Raw genomic sequence first — 21,351 nt, 5'->3', positions numbered from 1 at the left:
GTCCCGGTCGAGGGATCTAGGGTTGGCATCATGCCGACCCCGCCAACTCTGTCCACCGTCACCTCGTTGCTGGACGACTGGTACCCGCCCGCGACCGCCGACGAATGGGATGCAGTCGGGCTGGTCTGGGGCGAGCCCTCGCAGCCCGTCTCGAAGGTGCTTCTCGCCGTCGACCCGACCCTGACGGTCGCCGAGGAGGCGGCCGCGTGGGGTGCGGACCTGGTCGTGGTCCATCATCCGCTGTTCCTGAAGGGTGTGCACGGCTTCGCCGCGACGACCCCCAAAGGGCGTACGCTCTCGACGCTGGTCTCCGCGCGGTGCGCGCTGCTCACCGCACACACCAACGCCGACCAGGCCCTCGGCGGCGTCTCGGAGTCGCTGGCGCTCGCGCTCGGGCTGAGCTCGCTGCGGCCGCTGGTGCCCGGGCTCACCGACGATGTCGGGACCGGCCGGGCCGGGACCGTGGAGCCGACCACGCTGGGCGCCTTCGCCGAGTCCGTGGCGGCGGCGCTGCCCGCGACCGCGGCCGGGATCCGGGTCGCCGGCGATCTCGACCGGCCGGTCTCCTCGGTGGCACTGTGCGGCGGCGCGGGCGACTTCCTGCTCGACCAGGTGGCTGCGTATGACGTCTATGTGACCAGCGATCTGCGCCACCATCCGGCCTCGGAGTTCCTCGAGAAGGGCGGTGCGCTGATCGACATCCCGCACTGGGCGGCGGAGTGGACCTGGCTGCCTGTCCTGGCGAGGCGACTGAACGAGGCTTTGGGAGATACGGTGGAGACCCGGGTCAGCCAGATCGTCACCGACCCGTGGACGCTGCGTCTGTAAGAAAATCGTGTGTGAATAGCTGAGGAGAATCCGCTGAAAGCCGACCCGTTCGCCCAGGTCAAGCTGCTCGACGTCTGTGAGCTGGACTCGCGTGCGCTGCAGCTCCGCCACCGCCGTGCGCATCTGCCGCAGGCCGCCGTCGTGGCGGAGCTGCAGGCATCGAAGAAGACCACCGACGATGCCGTACGCGACGCCCGGATCACGCGCGACGACCTCGAGCGGGTGCAGAAGAAGGCCGACGCCGACGTCGAGGCGGTCAAGACCCGCCGCCGGCGCGACCAGGAGCGGATGGACTCCGGGGCGATCAGCAGCGCCAAGGACCTCGAGCGCATGCAGCACGAGCTGGCCACCCTCGACCGCCGGATCTCGGTGCTCGAGGACGAGGAGCTCGAGGTCATGGAGCAGCTCGAGGAGGCTCAGGGGGCCGTGACCCGGCTCGAGGCCGAGCTCGCCGAGATCACCGAGAAGCTCGCGGTCGCTGTCGACTCCGTCGACGTCGAGACCTCGAAGATCGACGGCGAGCTCGCCGCGGTCGCCGAGGAGCGGGCGCCCGCGCTCGAGGGCATCCCCGATGACCTGCTCGCCCTCTACTCGCGGCTGAGCGAGAAGATGGGTGTCGGTGCCGCCGAGCTGCGCGCCCGACGCTGCGGCGGCTGCAACCTCCAGCTCGACCCCGCCGAGATCTCCCGCATCCGCGGTCTCGCCGCCGACGAGGTCGTGCGCTGCGAGGAGTGCTCCCGCATCCTGGTCCGCACCGCCGAGTCGGGTCTGTGAGCGAGAAGACCGCGCGTGGCTGGGGAGCCGGCGCGGCGGCGACGACGCTGGTTCTCGTACGTCACGGGGTCACCAAGCACACCGCCGCCAAGGCGTTCTCCGGGGGCCTCGGCGGCGACAACCCGCCGCTGACCCAGGAGGGCCGCGAGCAGGTGATGCTCACCGCGGAGTGGCTCAAGCCGCTCGCGTCCTCGGTCTCGACCGTCGTGACCTCGCCGGTCCTGCGCACCGTCGAGACCGGTGAGCTCGTCGCCGATGCGCTCGGTGCCCGCCTGGTCGAGGAGCCCGCCTTCGCCGAGATCGAGTTCGGGGAGTGGGAGGGGCTCACCTTCGGTGAGGTCGCCCAACGGTTCCCCGACGAGATGAAGACCTGGATGGGGGCGACCGAGGTCGCGCCCCCGGGCGGCGAGTCCTTCGACTCCGCTCAGGCCCGCGTGCTCGAGGGCCTCTCGCGAGTCCTCGAGGCCCACGCCGGCGAGACCGTCGTGGTCACCTCACACGTCTCGCCGATCAAGCTGATCGTCGCCCACGCCCTGGGTGCCCCGATCGGCGGAGTCTTCAGCATGGAGCTCTCACCCGCCTCCGTCACCGTCGTCTCCTTCTTCGCCGACGACCGCGCCTCGATGCGCCTCTTCAACGGCCTCCCCGTCTCCCGCGACCCCTTCGCCTCCGGACTCTTCTGACGCCGACTCGGCTCATCCTGACCTGATTTCCTGCCGAGTCGGCTCGTTATAACGCGCCGACTCGGCGTTGTTTTCGGTCAGGACGAGCCGACTCGGCGCGGGGTCAGATCTCGGCGACGATGATGTCGAGCTGGGTGCCGGTCTTGGTGGCGGGGCCGGTCTCGACGGTCCAGCCGAGGTCGCGGAAGGCGTCGGCGAGCTTGGCGGGGGTGCGGGGGTTGGCGCCGGACTCGAGGAGGGCGCGGACGAGGCGGCCCTTGGTGGCCTTGTTGAAGTGGCTGACGACCTTGCGCTGGCCGTTGTGCTCGTGGAGGACGCGGACGGTGGCAGTCCGGGCAGGCACAGTGCTCGACCCTTCGGCGTCAGGGCGCCAGAAGGCGGCGTACGTCCCGGACCGGAGGTCCACGAGCAGTCCGTCGCCGAGGGCCTCGGTGATGCCGGCGCCGAGGTGGGCGCGCCAGTGGGCCTGGACACCGCCGATGCCGGGAAGGGTGGTGTCGCCCGAGAGACGGTACGCCGGGATGCGGTCGGCCAGGCCGACGAGGCCGAACACGGAGCTGGTCACCATGACCCGGCTGGTCGCGCGGCGCTTGGCGGCCGGCGACAGGGTCGCGGGGGAGAGGGCGTCGTAGAGGACGCCGGTGTAGATCCGGTCGGCGCGCGCGGTGGGAGCATCGCTCAGCCCGGCGTTCAAGGTCACCAGCTCGAGCTGGGTCTTCGGGATGCCGAGGATGTCGACGGCCTCGTCCGGGCGCGTGGTGCAGAGCTCGACGAGCGCGTCGATGACCTTGGCGCGGGCCGGGTTGAGCACCGGGAGGCGGAGGTCGTCGAGCGTGAGCGGGTTGCCGCGTACGGCCGCGGTCTTGCCCTCCGAGGGCGGCAGCAGGATCAGCACGGGGACTATCGTGCCGCCCGGAGCGAGGATGGCCGAATCGAGGATTGGGTATCTTTCAAAGCGCCTGTGACCTGGGAGAACACCCGAGCCTACCGTCCAGTCATGATCGTTCTGGCCGCCGAGTCCGCTTCCGGGCCCAACCTCGCCGGCTTCCTCGTCGTGATCATCGTCGGCGGGGTGTTCTGGATGATCCAGGACGTCTCGAAGAAGGCCAGGGCGCGATCGGAGCACCTCCGGGCGAGGCGTTCGCTGACCTCCTCCCAGCGCCGGGCGCTGGCCAGGATCGAGAGGTCGGCGAAGGCGTACAACGGGTCCAAGAAGGGCCTGTGGGACCAGTTCGGAGCCTTCAAGGGCAACCCGAAGGCGTTCCGGAAGGAAGCCGCCGCGCTGCACAAGGAGTACAAGGCGTCGAAGAAGAAGTAGCCACTACAGTTCTGGCCATGGGCTCCGCACGCATCATCCGGGTGACCAGTGCCGACGACGGCGTCGCCGCCACCACGCTCCGAGAGGGGATCACCGCGCTTCAGGCCGAGCTGGGGGTGACGGCCGAGTTCCCGCCGGAGGTCGAGGAGGCGGCTGCCGCCGCCGCGGCCAACCCGAGACTCCCGGAGCTGGACCGCACCGACCTGCCGTTCGTCACGATCGACCCCGAGACGTCGATGGACCTCGATCAGGCGCTCCACCTGGAGCGCGACGGCGACGGCTATGTGGTGCACTACGCGATCGCTGACGTGGCCGCCTTCGTGGCGCCCGGCGACCCGGTCGACCTGGAGGCCAACAAGCGCGGCGAGACGCTCTACGCCGCTGATGCGAAGATCCCGCTCCACCCCAAGGTCCTCTCCGAGGACGCCGCCTCGCTGCTCCCGGACCAGGTACGTCCCGCACTGCTGTGGACCCACAAGCTCGATGCGTCCGGCGAGGGCACCGACACCTTCGTCGAGCGCGCGCTGGTCAGGTCGCGGGCCAAGCTCTCCTACGACGGTGTGCAGAAGATGTTCGACGGGGACGGGTTCGGTGAGACCGACTACGCCGACTCCCTCCAGCTGCTGAAGGAGATCGGCGAGAAGCGGATCTCCCTCGAGGCGGCCCGCGGCGGGGTGAACCTGCCGCTGCGCGACCAGGAGATCTCGGTCCAGGGCGATCGGTGGTCGCTGGAGTACCGCGACCTGCTGCCCGTCGAGGACTGGAACGCCCAGATCTCGCTGCTCACCGGCTTCGGGGCGGCCGACCTGATGGTCTACGCCCGCGTCGGCCTCCTCAGGACCCTCCCGGAACCCGACCCTCGAGACGTCCAGCGGCTGCACCGCACCGCTCGCGCGCTCGGGCTGGAGTGGCCGGCGGAGATGCTCTACCCCGACTTCATCCGCTCGCTCGACGGCAAGAACGGCAAGCACGCCGCGATGGCGATCGCGTGCACCCGGCTGCTGCGCGGGAGCGGGTACGCCTCGTTCAACGGCGAGCTCCCCGAGCTGACCGAGCACTCGGCGCTGGCGAACGAGTACATGCACGTGACGGCGCCGCTGCGCCGGCTGATCGACCGCTACGCCGGCGAGGTCTGCCTCGCGCTCTGCGCCGACCAGCCGGTCCCCGACTGGGTGACCGCTGCGTTCACCACCCTCCCGGAGACGATGCGGGCCTCCTCGCGCGTCAGCGGTGCCTACGAGCGCGGCGTCGTCGACCTCGTCGAGGCCGGGCTGCTGTCCCATCGGGTCGGGGAGACCTTCGCCGCGGTGGTCGTCGAGATCGATGACGAGGACAAGCAGAAGGGCTCGATCACCGTCGAGGAGCCCGCCATCGAGGCCCGGGTCACCGGCGCGACGGCCCTCCCGCTCGGCGAGGAGGTCGAGGTACGCCTCGAGACGGCCGACGTCGTCGCCCGGAAGGTCGGCTTCACCCTCGCCTGACCTCCCGGACGTACGTCGGTCAGGAGATCAGCTCGTCGAGGCGGTTGTAGACCTCGGCGGAGCCCTCGATCACCCGGCTGTGCTCGCCCTCGATCGAGACGGGTACGTCCCCCTGGACGGTGATGCGGCGCACCTCGCGCGGCAGCTCGTCGAAGTCGGCGACGGCGTAGTGCTGGGTGGCGCGGTTGTCCCAGATCGCCACGTCGCCCTGCTGCCAGTGCCAGCGGACGGTGTTCTCCAGGGCGGTGACCCGGTCCTGGAGCAGGTTGAAGAGGATCGCGCTCTCCTTCTGGTTCAGGCCGGTGAAGTGCTTGACGAAGTGGCCCAGGACGAGCGCTCGCTCGCCGGTCTCGGGGTGGATCCGTACCGCCGGGTGCTCGGTCCGGTAGATCGTCGAGATGAACTCCTCCCGCTTGCGGGCGGCGACGTCGTCGGTGGACGCAGGCTCGTCGGGACGTACATAGTCGTAGTCGTTGGAGTGGACCGCCCACAGGTTGTCGACCAGCGCCTTGAGCTGAGGGTGGAGCCTCTCGTAGGCGGTGACGGTGTTGGCCCATACGGTGTTGCCGCCGTACTCGGGGATCTCCGCACCGCGCAGGATCGAGAACGCGGGCGGCCGGTCGACGAAGGTGACGTCGGTGTGCCAGGAGTTGGCGGCCATGCCGCGGTTGGCCTTGAGGGTCAGGACGCGGGCGCTGCCGGTGTTCACGGTCGGGTGGGCGGTCGTCAGCGGACCCAGGCGCTCGCCGAACGCGATCTGCGCGCGGTCGTCGAGATGGTCCTGGCCGCGGAAGAAGACGACCTTGTTCTCCAGGATGGCGGCCCGGATCTCGGCGATCGTCTCGGCGGGCAGGTCGCCGGAGAGGGCGACGCCGTCGATGCGGGCGCCGATCCGGCCACCGACCTTGCGGATGGTGAGCTCGTTGACGGGGGATGCTTCGGTGATGGTCATGCGTGGTCTCCTCTGACGGCGTCGGCTTGATTTGAATAAAGTCTAGTGAAATACATGACTTAGGATCACGGGTGTCTCACGAGACGTTTGGGCACTCCGCACAGTGATACGGGTGGGATCCGGTCGATATCGTGCGCTCATGACGCACGCCACACCCGAGACCGTGTTCACCTATGGCTCCCCGCAGCTCAAGTTCGGCACCGGCGCATCGGCCGAGATCGGCTACGACCTGGCGTCGCTGGGCGCCCGCCGCGCCCTCGTGGTGACCGATCCCGGCATCTCCGCGACCGGGCTGCCGCAGCGGGTGGCCGAGCAGATGAAGGCGTACGACGTCACTGCCGTCGTCTTCGACGGCGTCCATGTCGAGCCGACCGACGAGAGCATGCGCGAGGCGGTCGGGTTCGCCCGCGAGAACGGGCCGTTCGACGCCATCGTCGCGGTCGGGGGCGGGTCGAGCATCGACACCGCGAAGGCGGTCAACCTGCTGACCACCAACGACGGCGACCTGATGGACTACCTCAACGCGCCGGTGGGTCGCGGACTCGCGCCGGCCAACCCGCTGCTGCCGCTGGTCGCGGTGCCGACCACCACCGGGACCGGGGCGGAGTCGACGACCGTGTGCGTGCTCGACGTGCTGTCGCTCAAGGTGAAGACCGGGATCTCGCACGCGCGCCTGCGCCCGACGCTGGCCGTCGTCGACCCCGACCTGATGATGACTCAGCCCGCCGGGGTGACCGCCGCGTCCGGGATGGACATCCTCTGCCACGCGCTGGAGAGCTACACGGCCCGCCCCTACACCTCCTACGACCGCAAGGAGCCCGCCCAGCGGGTGCCCTACTGCGGCGCCAACCCGATCTCCGACATGTGGTCGGAGAAGGGACTGTCGCTGCTGGCGGGCTCGTTCCGGCAGGCGGTCGCGCACGGCGACGACACGCTCGCGCGCGGTGACATGGCGTTCGCGGCGACCTTCGCGGGCCTGGGCTTCGGCAACGCCGGCGTGCACATCCCGCACGCCTGCGCCTACCCGATCGCCGGGCGGGTGCGCGACTTCCACCCCAAGGACTACCCCGGCGACGAGGCTCTGGTGCCGCACGGGATGGCGGTCTCGCTGACCGCTCCGGAGGCCTTCCGCTACACCTTCGACGCGGCCCCCGAGCGACACCTCCGCGCGGCCCGGCTGCTGGCGCCCGGCTTCGAGGAGTCGAAGGAGGAGCCCCGTGACGTACTGCCCCGGGTGCTGAGCGACCTGATGCGGGACATCGGGATCCCGGCCGGGATCGGCGAGGTCGGCTACGTCGCGGGCGACATCCCCGACCTGGTCGAGGGGGCGCTCAAGCAGCAGCGGCTGCTCGCCACCGCGCCGAAGCAGCCGTCGGCGGAGGACCTGACCGGGATCTTCGAGAGGTCCATCACGCTCTGGTGAGGAATGCCCGGCGGGACTACGGCGTTCGGTTGGTTGTCTTCTTCAACCAAACTCTCCGGAGGTTCACTCGGTGACGTCAGTCCCGCCGCGGCTCTTGCTCGCGCTCGCCCTGCTCTCGGCATCCGCGCCGCTTGCGATCGACTTCTACCTGCCCTCCTTCCCGCAGATCGGCACCGACCTCGGCGCCGCGGCGAGCAACGTGCAGCTGACCCTCACCGCCTTCCTGATCGGGCTCGCGCTCGGCCAGATCGCCTGGGGGCCGATCTCCGACCGGTTCGGACGGCTCAAGCCGCTGCTGATCGGTTCGGTCGTGGCCGCGGCGGCCGGTGTGCTGGCCGCGCTGGCACCCACCGTCGAGCTGCTGATCACGGCCCGCTTCATCCAGGCGCTCGCCGCCGCTGCGGGGATCGTGATGGCGCGGGCGATCGTGGCCGACGTACTCCACGGCTTCGCCGCCGCCCGGGCGATGTCGATCATGATGTCGATCAGCGGGATCGCGCCGATCCTGGCCCCGGTGATCGGCGGCGCCATCGCCGGGTTCGTGCCGTGGCGCGGGGTGCTCGGCATCGTGGCCGCGATCGCGGTCGCGCAGGTCGTCTGCGTGCTGCTGGTGATCCGGGAGAGCCTGCCGGTCGAGCGCCGGACCAGCCGGGTCGAGTACGCCGACCTGGGCCGCCTCCTCGCCAAGCCCGCCTTCCTCGGCTACACGCTGACGCAGTCGCTCACGTTCGCCACCCTGATGACGTACGTCTCCTCCTCCTCGTTCCTCTACCAGTCGGTGATCGGCACGTCAGCGGCGGTCTACGGCATCGGGTTCGCGGTCAACGCCGCCTTCCTCACCATCGCCGGGCTCTTCTCGGCGCGGCTGGCCAAGCGGCAGGTTCACCCGGCGCAGATCGTCCGCTCGGCGCAGCCGGTGCTCGCCATCGCCGCGCTGTTCGTGCTCGTCGTCGCGCTGCTGCCGGTGCCGAAGGCGCTCATCCTGCTGCCGATCCTGGTCGTCACCACCTGCGTCGGCCTGATCATGGGCAACACCGGCGCCCTGGCCATCGAGCAGGCCCGTCCCTCGGTCGGCGCCGGCTCGGCGCTGATGGGCGGGATCATGTTCCTCGGCGGTGGCCTCGCCTCCCCGCTCGGCGCCGTCGCCGGTGAGCACACCGCGGTGCCGCTCGCGATCACCATGGTGGTCACCTCGGTCCTCGGCGCCGTCGCGTTCACCCTCGCCCGGCGCTCGGTCGCCCGCAACCCGGAGTCCGAGGCGGCCTTCGCCACCGCGGCCTAACAAGCCTGCCGAGGCGTCACCCAGGTCGGCCGAGTGGGCACCACGGCGCCCACTCGGCCGACGTACCTGACGCCTCGGCCGACGCGGGCGGCGCCTCGGCGCTGACTAGGCTTCGCGGAGTGAAGCTCCGTGTCCATCAGCAGCGGGCGCTCTCCGCCCTGGGCGCGGCCTGGGGTGCGGGGCGTTCGCGGGCGTGGGTGGTGCTGCCGCCGGGGGCGGGGAAGACGCTCGTCGGGCTGGAGACGGCGCGCGATGCGATCGAGGACGGGGCGAAGGTCGTCGTACTCAGCCCCAACACGGCCATCCAGGGGCAGTGGCTGCGCCAAGCGGCGGCGCTGGGTCTCATGGCGTCCTCGTCGCGGGATCTGGACGCGCCGCTGACCTCGCTGACCTACCAGTCGGTCGCGGTCTTCGGCGACCCCGACGACGAGGCGGAGACCGGAGAGAGCCACCTGGCCAGACTGCACGACAACGGCCGGGCACTGGTCTCCGCCCTGCGGTCCGCCGGGCCGCTGCTGCTCGTGCTGGACGAGTGCCACCATCTGCTCGAGGTCTGGGGCGAGCTGCTCGGCGAGATCCTCCTGCTGCTGCCGGACGCGCGGGTGCTGGGGCTGACCGCGACTCCTCCCGAGGTGCTGACCAAGGAGGAGTCCGCGCTGGTCGGGCTGCTGTTCGGCGAGATCGTCTTCTCGACCTCGATCCCGGCCGTGGTGCGCGAGGGCGACCTGGCGCCGTTCGCCGACCTGGTCTGGCTGACCGCCCCCACGCCCTCCGAACGGGAATGGCTGCGGGGGAGCGCGGAGCGGTTCGAGGAGCTGCTCACCGCGCTGACCTCGGCCGATCTGGGCAGTGTGCCGTTCCTGACCTGGCTGGACCGGCGGTTCGTGTCGCGGTCGGCCGGGTCGCCGTCCTGGGCCGAGCTGGCGAAGGCGTCGCCCGACCTGGCCACGGCGGCATTGCGGGCACACCATCGCGGGCTGCTCGCCCTCCCCGAAGGGGCGACCCTGACCGAGGCGCACCGCCGCGACCCGTCCGCCGAGGACTGGGTGGCGCTGATCGGCGACTGGGTACGCGGACACCTGGCCGCCTCCGAGGCGGAGGCCGACCAGGAGGCGCTGGCCGCGATCAAGCAGGCGCTGCCGGCGGTCGGCTACTCGCTGACCCGGCGCGGCATCCGGGCCGGGCGCTCGCCCGTCGACCGGGTGCTGGCTCGCTCGGAGGCGAAGACGACGGCGACCGCGACCATCGTGGACCACGAGCGTCTGGCGCACGGCGACTCGCTGCGGCTGCTGGTCGTCACCGACCACGAGCGGGCCTCGGCCACGCTGCCGGTCGACCTGCGTGGGGTGATCGCCGAGCAGTCCGGCTCCGCGCGGGCGGTGCTCGCGACCCTGTGCGCGGCGAACGACGATGTCCTGCTGGTCACCGGCGCCACCGTCGCCGGACCCGCAGCGACCCTCGCGGCGCTGGTCGACCACATCGCCGAGACCGACCCCGAGCTCGCCGGCGGTCTGGCGATCGAGAAGGAGGAGGCGTACGCCACGCTCGTGGGGCGGTGGGGGAGCCGCCAATGGGTCGGGCACGTGACCCGGTTCTTCGAGGCCGGCGGCTGCCGGGTCCTGGTCGGCACGCGCGGGCTGCTCGGGGAGGGTTGGGACGCCCGGTCGGTCACCGGGATCGTCGACCTCACCGCGGCTACGACCACGACGGCGGTCGTGCAGCTGCGCGGCCGGTCGCTGCGTACGGATCCAGGGCGGCCCGACAAGGTCGCAGTCAACTGGACGGTCGTCTGCGTCGAGGAGGAGCACCCGCGCGGCGACAACGACTGGAAGCGGCTGGTCCGCAAGCACACCGGCTTCTTCGGCGCCGACGAGGACGGCTCCGTCGTCGACGGCGTCGGCCACATCGACGAGTCCTTCTCTCCGTACGCCGCCCCGCCGGAGTCCGACTTCGACACGGTCAACGCCCGCATGGTCGCGCGTTCGGAGGACCGCACCGCGATCCGGGAGCGGTGGCGGATCGGGGAGCCGTACGCCGACGTCGCCGGCCGCACCGTCAGGATCCGGCTCCGCCGGGCGGGTGCCTTGCGCGCGCCGACGGGTGCCGTGCTCGCTCCCCGGCCGCCAGGGTTCCGGCTGCTGGAGGGCCGGGTGCCGGAGTGGCGGCTGCCGGCCAAGGCCGTCCTCGCGCCCGCGGTCCTGCTGAGCATCGGGCTGCTCCTGACGCTCGCCTTCGGCGCGGCCGCTGGCATCGCGGGGGCAATCGGTGGCGCGGTCGGTGGATTGTGGGCGCTGTGGGCCGCGTACGTCTATCGCGACGGCACCCGGATCGCCTCCCAGCTGCGCCGGCGGCCGAGCGTCGGAGCGGTGGGGGCAGCGGTCGCCGACGCGCTGAACGCGACCGGACAGACCTCGGTCGGCGCCGCCGGGCTCGAGATCGCGGTGTACACCGACGGCAGCTACCGCCTCCATCTGGCCGGGGTTCCCGAGGAGGAGTCGGCGCTCTTCGCCGCCTCGCTCGAGGAGGCGCTGGCGCCCATCGCCGCGCCCCGCTACCTCGTCTCGCGTCCGGTCGTGGGTGACCTGGACGCGGTCGAGAGGCTGCGGCTGGGGGTGTCGGGCAGGCACGCCGCGAACGCCGAGGCCTGGCACGCGGTCCCCACCGCCCTCGGCCGTCGCGCCGCCGACGCGAAAGAGTTCCGCGCCGCCTGGGAGCACTGGGTCGGCGGCTCCGGCCTGCTCTACACCGGCTCACCCGAGGGCGCCGGCGTCCTGGCCGCCCAACGCGGCGCCGACCCCTTCGACGTCACCGCCGTCATTCGCCGCCACTGGTCCTGACGCGGCCGTCGTTCTGGCTCTCAGACGACAGGTTTCTGGCAGATCGTGGACACCGGTGTCAGATTCCGGACCGATTCCAGACGGCGCCGATCGGTTGGCTTGTCACGACAACCCACCACACCACCGAAGGGACACCATCGTGACCTCCACCATCATCAGAAGGACGCTCGGCTCCGTCGTCGCTGTCGGCCTCGCCGCCACCGGCACGTTCGCCACCGCCGGCATCGCCAACGCCGAGGTCGGCACGGGCAACGTTGCTGCCGCCTCCTCCTCGGTCTCCGCCCAGGCGACCCAGAACTTCGGCCTCACCGCGACCGAGGCCAAGATCGTCCAGGGGAAGCTGCTGAAGAAGTTCGGCTACACAGGCAAGCAGTACCCGGGCAAGATCGACGGCAAGCTCGGCCCCAACAGCTGGAAGGCGTTCCAGGAGTACCTGAAGAAGGGCTACGGCTACACCGGCAAGATCGACGGCGATCCCGGGAAGAACACCATCAAGGCGCTGCAGCGACTGCTGAACAAGCGCGTCCACAGCAAGCTCACCGTCGACGGCAAGGCTGGGCCGAAGACGCAGGCGGCGTTCAAGAAGTACGCGAAGTGGCTCGCTCGCTGATCCCGTACGCCTCGTGACACCCGGCCGCCGGCGAGATGCCGCGGCCGGGTCTCACATTTCCGAGGCCGGGGTCCAGGTCGGGAACTTGGCGGTGCGGCCGTCGCCGGAGGAGCGACCCGTGAGGCGGCGGTGGATCCAGGGGCCGACGAACTCGCGGTAATAGGCCAGACCCTTCTTGCCGGCGGCGGCCTCGAAGTCGAAGTCCCACCAGCCCTCGGGGACTTCGACGCCGAGCGAGTCGAGGACGCGCGCGGCGACACGGTGATGGCCGCGGGCGTTCATGTGGAGGCGGTCCTCGGACCAGAAGCGGCCGTCGGTGAGGGTGGTGTCCGGCCAGTTGTAGGCCCGCACGACGTCGTCGCGATGCGCGACCCGCTGCTCGACCAGCCCGACGAGCTCGTCGCCGCGCCGCTGGAAGACCTTGCCGAGCGGGAGCCGGGCCGAGGGGTTGGCGCCGGAGAGCAGGATCAGCGTGATCCCGTTGGAGTCGCAGGCCTCGAGCACGGGATTGAGGAAGTCGGCGATCGCGTTCGCGTCGGCCTTCGGGCGGAGCATGTCGTTGCCGCCGCCGTTGAAGGAGATGTGGGTCGGCTTGAGCGCCAGCGCGGCGGGGAGCTGCTCCTCGACGATCGGGCGGATCAGGCGGCCGCGGATGGCGAGGTTCGCATACTCCACCGGGACGCCCGAAGCGGCCCAGCCCTGGGCGACCAGATCGGCCCAGCCGCGTACGTGACCGGTAGCGGTCTCGTCGCCGACTCCTTCCGTGAACGAGTCACCGATCGCGACGTAGCGCACTGCCTCCACGAGCCCTCCCAAGCACCATCAGGCGGCGACCCAACCATTTACTTGTCCATCGCCAGCCTCTGGATTCTAGTCCGCCCGGGGTCTGAGGAGCACATCCGTCCCCGGGCTGACGTCGTGGCCGCCTCGGCTCCTCTACGGTGTGCTTGTGGAGGAGTTGGTACGGCCCTGGCGGCTCGGCCCGCGCGGGCGATGGTGGTTCGACGTCCTGCTCGCCGGCACCCTGTTCCTGATCATCCCGTTCTACGCGATCCAGGCCCTGCTGAACGGCGGCGCGGCCCAGGACGTCTCCAGCACCAGCTATGTCGCCGACCTGGTGCTCGTGGTGATCCAGCTCGTACCGCTGCTGTGGCGCCGCCGGCACCCGGTGATCGTCTTCGCCGTTGTGGCCTCCGCGTGCGCGCTGCAGGTGCTCCTCCTCGACTACCCGCTCGTCTCCCAGGTCTCCTTCCCGATCGCGGTCTACTCGGTGGCGCGCTACGCCCGTCCACGTTGGGGTCTGGCCGCGCTTGCGGTGGGTCTGTTCGGCTCCGTCCTCGGCGCGTACGACTGGCTGGGTGCCGTCGACGCCGCCTCCAACAACGATCCCCAGAACGAGATCAACTGGAGCACGTACGTCCCGGTCGTGCTCTCGCTCGCCACCTTCCCGGTGGCCGCCTGGGCGCTCGGCGCGCTGGCGCGCACCCGGACGGCGTACGTCGACTCGCTGATCCAGCGCAACGAGCAGCTGCGCCGCGAGGCGGAGCAGCGTGCCGAGCTCGGGGCGACCCAGGAGCGGGCGCGGATCGCGCGCGAGATGCACGATGTCGTGGCCCACGGGCTGAGCGTGATCGTGGTCCAGGCCGACGGTGCGCGCTATGCGGCCGAGCAGGACCCGGCCCTCGCCCCGAAGGCGCTGGAGACCGTCGCGCAGACCGCGCGGGAGGCGCTGGCCGAGATGCGGCAGCTGCTCGGCCTGCTGCGCGACGGGGACGCGCTGACCCGCCCACAGCCACGGCTGAGCGACATCGCGACGCTCATCGAGGAGACCCAGGCGGGTGGAACCACGGTGATCGCGACCCTGCCGGGCCTGGACGCGCAGGTGCCCGAAGGGATCGCGCTGACTGCCTTCCGCGTGGTCCAGGAGTCGCTCAGCAACGTACGCAAGCATGCCGGTCCGGGCGCCGCGGCCAGGGTCACGGTGACGGCCGACGGCGGCAGCCTGACGATCGAGGTCACCGACGACGGCCGCGGCGCTGCCGCGGACGGACCCGGTGAGTCCGGCGGGCTCGGGCTGGTCGGAATGCGGGAGCGCATCTCCGCCCACAACGGAATGCTCGAGACCGGCCCGGCATCCGGCGGCGGCTTCCGTGTCTACGCGAGGATGCCCCTGTGACGATCAGAGTCTTTCTCGTGGACGACCAGGAGCTGGTGCGTGCCGGCTTCCGGATGCTCATCGACTCCCAGCCCGACCTGAGCGTCGTCGGCGAGGCCGGCGACGGCCAGGAGGCCGTCGCCGCGCTGGGGAGGATCGAGGCCGACGTGGTCCTGATGGACGTACGCATGCCGCGTATGGACGGCGTCGAGGCGACCGGTCTGATCGCCGGCCGCCAGGGTGCGCCCCGGGTGATCGTGCTGACCACCTTCGACCTCGACGAGTACGCCTTCGCCGCGATCCGGGCGGGCGCCGCGGCATTCCTGCTCAAGGACGCCCGCCCCGAGGACCTGCTCACCGCCATCCGCACCGTGCACGCCGGCGACTCGGTCGTCGCGCCGAGCACCACCCGGCGCCTTCTGGAGCACTTCGCCGCCTCCGCGCCCGCGACCGCCGGGCCGGCGATCGAGGGGCGGCTGGAGGCGCTGACCGAGCGTGAGCGCGAGGTGCTCACGCTGGTCGGCCGCGGCCTGTCCAACACCGAGATCGCCGAGGCCTTCGTGGTCGCCGAGGCGACGGTGAAGACCCACGTCGGCCGGCTGCTGGCCAAGACCGGTTCTCGTGACCGCGTCCAGCTGGTGGTGCTGGCCTACGAGACCGGCCTGGTCGGCCGCTGACCCCGGAGAGTCCTAGGCGAGGTGGTGCACCGGCGCCAGGTTGTAGACCGGCGTCTCGATCCCCTCGAACCGAGCCTTGAGCTGCAGCGCCAGATAGAGCGAGTAGTGGCGCGACTGGTGCAGGTTGCCGCCGTGGAACCACAGCGCCTCCTGCTGGGTCGGCTTCCACATGTTGCGCTGCTCGCCCTCCCACGGCCCGGGGTCCTTCGTGGTGTCGGAGCCGAGACCCCAGCACTTGCCGACACGATCGGCGACCTCCTGGCTGATCAGGTCGGCGGCCCAGCCGTTCATGGAGCCGTAGCCGGTGGCGTACACGACCAGGTCGGCGGGGAGCTCGGTGCCGTCCTCGAGCACGACGGCCGACGAGGTCAGCTGGGAGACCTGCCCCTGGGCGAGCTTCACGTCGCCGTTGGCGACCAGCTCGGCCGAGCCCACGTCGATGTAGTAGCCCGAGCCACGTCGGAGGTACTTCATGAACAGCCCGGAGCCGTCGTCGCCCCAGTCGTGCCGGAACCCGGCCTTCTCCAGACGCTGATAGAAGTCGGCGTCGCGCTCGGCCATCTGCTGGTAGAGCGGGATCTGGAACTCGTGCATGATCCGGTAGGGGAGCGAGGCGAAGACCAGGTCGGCCTTCTCCGTGGTCATCCCGGAGTCGACCGCGCGCTCGGAGTAGAGGTCGCCGAGGCCGATGTCCATCAGCGTGTCGCTCTTCACGATGTGGGTCGAGGACCGCTGCACCATCGTCACGTCGGCACCGTGCTCGAACAGCGCTCCGCAGATGTCGAAGGCGGAGTTGTTGGACCCGATCACCACGACCCGCTTGCCCTCGTACGCATCCGGCCCCGGGTGCTTGGAGGAGTGGTGCTGCTCGCCCTCGAAGATGTCCATGCCCGGCAGGTCGGGGATGTTCGGCTTACCGGACATCCCGGTGGCCAGGATGAGCTGCTTCGGGTGCAGCGTGATCTCCTCCCCGCCGCGCGAGACGGTGACCGTCCACTCACCGGCCTCCTCGTCGTAGGAGGCACTGGTGGCCGTGGTCGAGGACCAGTACGGCACCTCCATCACCTTGACGTAGGACTCCAGCCAGTCGCCGATCTTGTCCTTGGGTGCGAAGACGGGCCAGTTGTCGGGGAACTTCAGGTAGGGCAGGTGGTCGTACCAGACCGGGTCGTGCAGGCACAGCGACTTGTAGCGGCCGCGCCACTGGTCCCCGGGCCGCTCGTAGCGGTCGATGACGAGAGACGGCACCCCGAGCTGGCGCAGGCGCGCGCCGAGCGCGATCCCGCCCTGCCCGCCACCGATGACCACCGCGTACGGCTGCTCGGTCAGGCCCAGCGTCTCCGCCTCGGCCTGCCGCTTCTCCGCCCAGGTAACCCTGTCACGGTTGACGCCGTGCTCGGCACCCTTCGGGCGACGTACGCCGCGGGGCTCCTCGTGTCCCTTGAGCTCGTAGAGCGTCGTCAGGAACGTCCACGCCTTCGGACGGTCGTCCTCGACCTTGAGGCGCAGCAGTCCGCGGCCGCGACCGATCGCGGTCTCGAAGGTGAACCAGGCGGTGGTCACCCCGTCCGCGGTCGCCTCCGGCTCCTCGAGCGCGAAGCCGGAGGGGTCGACGCGGTCCAGGGTGCTCTCGAGCATGTCGGCGACCCCGGCGGGGTCCTCGACGGTGGTGATGTTCCAGGAGAAGGCGACCAGGTCGCGCCAGAAGCTCTTGGTGGCGAAGAGGCCGGCGGCACGGGGGATGTCGCGTTCCTTCAGGGCGGCCTCGAAGTCGGCGAGCCAGGTCTGCGCCGGGCCGCTCTGGACGGCCGGGGGAGTGGGTTCGAGTGTCTGGGTCATGCCCCCAGCACACCGCCGCGCGGGCGTAGGAGAAAGGGTTGCAGCCGATTGCATGTGGCGCCGGTCACAGCGAGGACCTACCCTCGGAGTCGGAGGTGGACGCCAGATGACAGTGACCGGAGCAGTCCCGGCGGGAGCAGACCTGCCGCGCCTCGCCCGTGACCTCGTACGCGTCCATGACGCCGTCCTGTCCGGCACCCGCCCACCGAGCACACCCCGGATCCTGGTCGAGCGCTCCTGGCGCCGCGTGATGAGCATGGGCCTGGAGCCCGGAAGCAGCAACGGCAGGCGTACGCCGTCGGCAGCCGAGTGTGCGGCCAGGAGAGCGCGATCGCCGCTGGCGATGGTGATCGACGACCTGCGGGCGGTGCTGACCTCGGCCGCGGACGCGGCGACGTACCTGATGGTGGTCACCGACGACGAGGGTGTGGTGCTCTGGCGGGCGGGCTCGGCGCGGGTCCTCAAGATCGCCGACCAGCTCGGCTTCGTCGAGGGCGCGCTGTGGACCGAGCGCGCGGTCGGCACCAACGCCATCGGCACCGCGCTGGCCGAGGCGGCACCGGTCGAGCTCTTCTCCGCGGAGCACTTCGAGCAGGCCCAGCATCCCTGGTACTGCACGGCGGCCCCGATCCACGATCCCCGCACCGGAGCCCTGCTCGGCGTCGTCGACGTCAGCGGGCCCGCGCTGACCCTGCACCCGGCGATCGGCGCCCTGGTCGAGAGCGCGGTGCGCCTGGCCGAGATGTCGCTGTGGCGCCGTCACCAGGAGTGGCTCGAGCGGCTGCGCCGCGAGACGGACCACGTCGTCTCCGGCGTCGAGGGCCCGCTGCTGGTCGTCGACGACGACGGCTGGGTCGCCCACCACGCCGGGATGGCCGCCCGCGACCGGATCGCTGCGCCCCGGCAGGACAAGATGCTGACCGTCCCGGGCCTCGGGCTGTGCCTGCCCGAGCGGGTCGGCGAGCGCGGCTGGCTGGTCCGGCCGACCTCCTCCGGCACCTCAGGCACCCTGACGGCCCGGCTCGACCCCGACGGCACCCTCGAGGTCGTCTCGGAGTCAGGCCGGTGGCGCACCACCCTGACTCGGCGCCACGTCGAGATCCTCACCCTCGTCGACCGAGCCGGCCCAACCGGACTCACCGCCCGCGGGCTCAGCGAGGCCGTCTTCGGCGACGCCGAGCACATCGTCACCGTGCGTGCCGAGGTCTCCCGGCTGCGCCGCTCGATCGGCGCCCTGGTCGCCACCAACCCCTACCGGCTGGCCGACGGAGTGACCCTCACCCGGGGATGACCCTGAGCCGACCCTTGCCGATCCACCCCAGGTCGTACGCCGGGATCAGCCTCCAGCCCGATGCGGGCTGACGCCTCGCGACGAGAGGGTCGGTGGCATGACACAGACCTCTGTTCCCACGATGACGGCCGCCGCCCGGGCGGTGGGCCTGACCAAGACCTACGGCAAGGGTGCGACCGAGGTGCACGCCCTGCGCGGGGTGGACCTGGAGATCCGCAGCGGCGCGTTCACCGCGATCATGGGCCCGAGCGGCTCGGGCAAGTCGACGCTGATGCACTGCCTGGCCGGGCTCGACCGTCCGACCAGCGGTGAGGTGACGGTCGCGGGCCAGCCCCTGCAGAACCTCAACGACGACCAGCTGACCATCTTCCGGCGGGAGAACATCGGCTTCGTCTTCCAGGCGTTCAACCTGCTGCCGATGCTCACCGCCGGGCAGAACATCCAGCTGCCGCTGGAGCTGGCCGGCAGGCGGGTGACCGACGAGACCCGCGCGCGGGCGCAGATGATCGCCGACACCCTCGGCATCGGCCAGCGCCTGGGCCACAAGCCCTCCGAGCTCTCCGGCGGCCAGCAGCAGCGCGTGGCGATCGCCCGTGCGCTGGTCACCCAGCCCGCGATCCTCTTCGCCGACGAGCCCACCGGAAACCTCGACTCCGAGACCTCCGCCGAGGTGCTCGACCATCTCCGCCGCAGCGTCCGCGAGCTCGGTCAGACCGTGGTCATGGTGACCCACGAGGCCTCCGCCGCGGCGTACGCCGACGAGATCGTCACGGTCAAGGACGGACACATCGAAGGGGTGACGCGCTGATGCGGACGGTGCTGTTCGCATCCCTGCGGACATACGCCCGCCGGTACGCCGCGGCAGTCGTGGCGGTCGTCGCCGCGGTCGCGCTGATCGTGGTGACCAACGCCCTCACCTCGGCGACGAAGTCGGGCCTGTTCGCGGGCATCGACGCGCCGTTCCGCAACGCGGTGGGCGCGGTCGACCTCCCCTCCGAGGAGGTCACCGACAAGTACGTCGAGAAGGGTGGCTGGGCGCTGGCCGTCTCGATGCAGCCGGTCCGCACCGACAAGACCATGCTCGGCCAGGACATCATGGTCGGCGCGGTCTCCACCGAGAAGCGCTGGCAGTGGCAGGACCTCGAGGAGGGCCGGTTCCCGACCCGCGCCGGGGAGGCCGTGGTCGACGCCAACGCCGCCAAGACCAACAAGGTCGCCATCGGCGACACGCTGAAGGTCGGCAGCGGCAAGACCGCGGTCGAGACGACCGTCGTCGGCCTGGTGGACGCCCCGTCGATGTGGTCCTCGCCGATCTACGTCACCGGGTCCGAGCTGCAGGGCTGGGAGGACCAGTACGTCCAGGCCGTCATGACCGCCGGGACCGGCGACAAGGACGACGGCTGGCTGAACACCGACGACTACCTCACCGAGCTGCAGACCCAGCTCAACAAGGAGGTCAACATCGTCGCGTACATGGTCCTGATCTTCGCCTTCATCGCGCTGTTCGTCTCCGTGCTGGTCATCACCAACACCTTCTCGATCCTGTTCGCCCAGCGGATGCGCGACTTCGCGCTGCTGCGCGCGATGGGCGCGACGAAGCGTCAGGTCCTGCGATCGGTACGCCGCGAAGCGCTCGCCCTCGGGCTCCTCGCCTCGCTGCTCGGCCTGGTGGTCGGCGTCCTGCTCGGCTGGGGGATCGTCGCGCTGGTGCGGCAGCTCGCCGAGACCGCGCCGCTGGGTGACGTCGCCTTCGAGTGGCCGTGGCTCGTGGGCGCGTTCGTCCTCGGCGTGCTCACCACGCTGGTCGCCTCGTGGCTGCCGACGCGCCGGTTGATGCGGCTGAGCCCGCTGGCCGCGCTTCGGCCGCAGGAGGGCTTCGACGTACGCGGCGCCGGGATGTTCCGGATCGGCCTCGGTCTGGTCGTGGCACTGGCCGGCATCGCGACGATCTTCGTGGCCGTCGGCTGGGATGACGCGCAGACCGGGATGCTGATCGTGCTGCTCGGCTGTGGGGTCACCTTCATCGGCGTGATGCTCCTCGGCCCCGCGCTGGTGCCGGGCCTGGTGCGGCTGGCCGGGTCGGCGCTGGCAGTGGTTGCCGGCTCCCCGGCGAAGCTCGCCGCGGCCAACGCCGGCCGCAACCCGAAGCGCACCGCCGCCACCGCGGCGTCGCTGCTCGTCGGCGTCACCCTCACCACCGGCGTGCTGACCGGGATGGCGACCATCCGCGGCGCCACGCTGGACGAGATGGCGAAGCAGCACCCGATCGACATCGCGCTCCAGGCCGAGTCGAAGCCGCTGGAGGACTCGGTGGCCGGGGATGCCAAGGCCGTCCCGGGCGTCGCGGACGCGGTCGCCGTGCCGGGGGCGATGGCATCGGTGCAGACCGATGGCAAGCCCGTGCCGCTGCCGGTCATCGCACCGCCGGGCGGAGACATCGCCCTGCAGGACATGACCGTGAAGCCCGGCACGATGGTGATCTCCCCGGTGGCCGCCTCGGCCTTCGTGGAGGACGAGTTCGAGGCTTCGGGCGAGAAGGTCACGCTGGTCGTCGGCGACCGGACCGCGACGGTGACCCTGGACGTACGCGAGATCGACGGCGCCCCGCAGATCTCCGCGGCCACGCTACGGACGCTGACCGAGGACCCGCAGACGTACGCCGTCTGGGTCCGCGCCGACGCGGGCGCCGACCCGGAGGACCTGGCGAGCGCGCTCGGGGTGATCGCTCCCGACGCCGAGCTCACCAACGGCAAGGGTCAGCGTGCCTGGGTCGAGCTGCAGCTGGACGTGTTCACCTGGGCGGTGATCGGGCTGCTGGCGATCTCGGTGCTGATCGCGCTGGCCGGCATCGCCAACACCTTGGGCCTCTCGGTGCTCGAGCGTGGTCGTGAGCACGCGCTGCTGCGGGCGCTGGGCCTGACCCGGCGTCAGCTGCGGCGGACGCTGGCCGCCGAAGCGGTGCTGCTCTCGGCCGTGGCGGCCCTCGTCGGCACCGCGCTGGGCGTCTTCTTCGCCTGGGGCGGCAGCGAGATCCTGGTCGGCGACATCATGCCCGACGCCACCTTCCAGCTGCCGGTGCTGCAGCTGGTGGCGGTCGTCGTAGCCGCAGGCCTGGCCGGCCTGGTCTCCTGCGTGGCGCCGTCCAAGCGGGCCACCAAGGTCAGCCCGGCGGAGGGACTCGCGCTGGACTGACCCTGGCTG

The 21,351-nt window shown here is 71.1% G+C and carries 18 protein-coding genes; 14 read left to right on the top strand and 4 right to left on the bottom strand.

Features of this window, described 5'->3' with window-relative positions; genetic code table 11:
- The first annotated feature begins 30 nt into the window (after window positions 1-30).
- From ACFX43_RS23795 to ACFX43_RS23785, 3 genes are all read left to right on the top strand, one after another.
- The gene (locus tag ACFX43_RS23795) at window positions 31-828 is read left to right on the top strand and encodes a Nif3-like dinuclear metal center hexameric protein (protein WP_378836311.1); all 798 of its coding nucleotides are present in this window, start codon (window positions 31-33) and stop codon (window positions 826-828) included.
- Between the two features lie 141 nt (window positions 829-969).
- On the top strand, window positions 970-1,602 hold the full coding sequence (locus ACFX43_RS23790; protein WP_378836304.1) for a zinc ribbon domain-containing protein: 633 nt from the start codon (window positions 970-972) through the stop codon (window positions 1,600-1,602).
- Window positions 1,599-2,285 carry a histidine phosphatase family protein gene (locus tag ACFX43_RS23785; protein ID WP_378836299.1) on the top strand — a complete coding sequence of 229 codons (687 nt, stop codon included), beginning with the start codon at window positions 1,599-1,601 and terminating at the stop codon, window positions 2,283-2,285. The genes ACFX43_RS23790 and ACFX43_RS23785 overlap by 4 nt, the downstream gene beginning before the upstream one ends.
- Before the next feature lie 103 nt (window positions 2,286-2,388).
- Here ACFX43_RS23785 and yaaA read toward each other — a convergent pair whose 3' ends face one another.
- Entirely contained in the window at window positions 2,389-3,180 is a 792-nt protein-coding gene (gene yaaA, locus ACFX43_RS23780) for a peroxide stress protein YaaA (RefSeq protein ID WP_378836295.1), read from the bottom strand.
- A 102-nt stretch (window positions 3,181-3,282) separates the two neighbouring features.
- Here yaaA and ACFX43_RS23775 point away from each other — a divergent pair, with 102 nt between their 5' ends.
- Window positions 3,283-3,603 carry a hypothetical protein gene (locus tag ACFX43_RS23775; protein ID WP_378836288.1) on the top strand — a complete coding sequence of 107 codons (321 nt, stop codon included), beginning with the start codon at window positions 3,283-3,285 and terminating at the stop codon, window positions 3,601-3,603.
- A 17-nt stretch (window positions 3,604-3,620) separates the two neighbouring features.
- Complete coding sequence (locus tag ACFX43_RS23770) at window positions 3,621-5,084, top strand: RNB domain-containing ribonuclease (protein ID WP_378836284.1); 1,464 nt, start codon at window positions 3,621-3,623, stop codon at window positions 5,082-5,084.
- 19 nt (window positions 5,085-5,103) lie between these two features.
- On the opposite strand, the gene ACFX43_RS23765 is transcribed toward ACFX43_RS23770, so the two are convergent.
- Window positions 5,104-6,036: a TauD/TfdA dioxygenase family protein gene (locus tag ACFX43_RS23765; protein WP_378836278.1), complete on the bottom strand. Its 933-nt coding sequence runs from the start codon at window positions 6,034-6,036 to the stop codon at window positions 5,104-5,106.
- Between the two features lie 139 nt (window positions 6,037-6,175).
- Between ACFX43_RS23765 and ACFX43_RS23760 the strand changes: the two genes are divergently transcribed.
- The 4 genes from ACFX43_RS23760 (at window position 6,176) to ACFX43_RS23745 (ending at window position 12,188) form a co-directional block, all read left to right on the top strand.
- A complete protein-coding gene (locus tag ACFX43_RS23760) occupies window positions 6,176-7,459 on the top strand; it encodes a hydroxyacid-oxoacid transhydrogenase (RefSeq protein WP_378836273.1) in 1,284 nt (427 codons plus the stop codon).
- 70 nt (window positions 7,460-7,529) lie between these two features.
- The gene (locus tag ACFX43_RS23755; RefSeq protein WP_378836265.1) at window positions 7,530-8,741 is read left to right on the top strand and encodes a multidrug effflux MFS transporter; all 1,212 of its coding nucleotides are present in this window, start codon (window positions 7,530-7,532) and stop codon (window positions 8,739-8,741) included.
- 119 nt (window positions 8,742-8,860) lie between these two features.
- Window positions 8,861-11,578 carry a DEAD/DEAH box helicase family protein gene (locus ACFX43_RS23750; protein ID WP_378836259.1) on the top strand — a complete coding sequence of 906 codons (2,718 nt, stop codon included), beginning with the start codon at window positions 8,861-8,863 and terminating at the stop codon, window positions 11,576-11,578.
- Window positions 11,579-11,717: 139 nt separating this feature from the next.
- Entirely contained in the window at window positions 11,718-12,188 is a 471-nt protein-coding gene (locus tag ACFX43_RS23745) for a hypothetical protein (protein ID WP_378836255.1), read from the top strand.
- 51 nt (window positions 12,189-12,239) lie between these two features.
- On the opposite strand, the gene ACFX43_RS23740 is transcribed toward ACFX43_RS23745, so the two are convergent.
- Complete coding sequence (locus ACFX43_RS23740) at window positions 12,240-12,992, bottom strand: SGNH/GDSL hydrolase family protein (RefSeq protein WP_378836250.1); 753 nt, start codon at window positions 12,990-12,992, stop codon at window positions 12,240-12,242.
- Window positions 12,993-13,137: 145 nt separating this feature from the next.
- Here ACFX43_RS23740 and ACFX43_RS23735 point away from each other — a divergent pair, with 145 nt between their 5' ends.
- Window positions 13,138-14,364 (top strand): sensor histidine kinase, encoded by a 1,227-nt coding sequence (locus ACFX43_RS23735; protein ID WP_378836245.1) that lies wholly within the window; start codon window positions 13,138-13,140, stop codon window positions 14,362-14,364.
- Window positions 14,361-15,020, top strand: coding sequence for a response regulator (locus tag ACFX43_RS23730; RefSeq protein WP_378836233.1), 660 nt, complete (start codon window positions 14,361-14,363; stop codon window positions 15,018-15,020). The genes ACFX43_RS23735 and ACFX43_RS23730 overlap by 4 nt, the downstream gene beginning before the upstream one ends.
- 12 nt (window positions 15,021-15,032) lie before the next feature.
- Here ACFX43_RS23730 and ACFX43_RS23725 read toward each other — a convergent pair whose 3' ends face one another.
- Window positions 15,033-16,859, bottom strand: coding sequence for a flavin-containing monooxygenase (locus tag ACFX43_RS23725; protein WP_378836230.1), 1,827 nt, complete (start codon window positions 16,857-16,859; stop codon window positions 15,033-15,035).
- A 106-nt stretch (window positions 16,860-16,965) separates the two neighbouring features.
- Here ACFX43_RS23725 and ACFX43_RS23720 point away from each other — a divergent pair, with 106 nt between their 5' ends.
- The 3 genes from ACFX43_RS23720 (at window position 16,966) to ACFX43_RS23710 (ending at window position 21,342) form a co-directional block, all read left to right on the top strand.
- Window positions 16,966-18,150: a GAF domain-containing protein gene (locus ACFX43_RS23720; RefSeq protein ID WP_378836223.1), complete on the top strand. Its 1,185-nt coding sequence runs from the start codon at window positions 16,966-16,968 to the stop codon at window positions 18,148-18,150.
- A 97-nt stretch (window positions 18,151-18,247) separates the two neighbouring features.
- Entirely contained in the window at window positions 18,248-18,958 is a 711-nt protein-coding gene (locus ACFX43_RS23715) for an ABC transporter ATP-binding protein (protein WP_378836216.1), read from the top strand.
- Window positions 18,958-21,342: an ABC transporter permease gene (locus ACFX43_RS23710; protein ID WP_378836209.1), complete on the top strand. Its 2,385-nt coding sequence runs from the start codon at window positions 18,958-18,960 to the stop codon at window positions 21,340-21,342. The genes ACFX43_RS23715 and ACFX43_RS23710 overlap by 1 nt, the downstream gene beginning before the upstream one ends.
- Window positions 21,343-21,351 lie beyond the last annotated feature (9 nt).

The organism is Nocardioides sp. YIM B13467 (assembly GCF_042788075.1).
In the GTDB taxonomy this organism is placed as follows: domain Bacteria; phylum Actinomycetota; class Actinomycetes; order Propionibacteriales; family Nocardioidaceae; genus Nocardioides.
The sequence above is the reverse complement of the archived record's forward strand: the minus strand, read 5'-3'. Positions and strand labels throughout refer to the sequence as shown.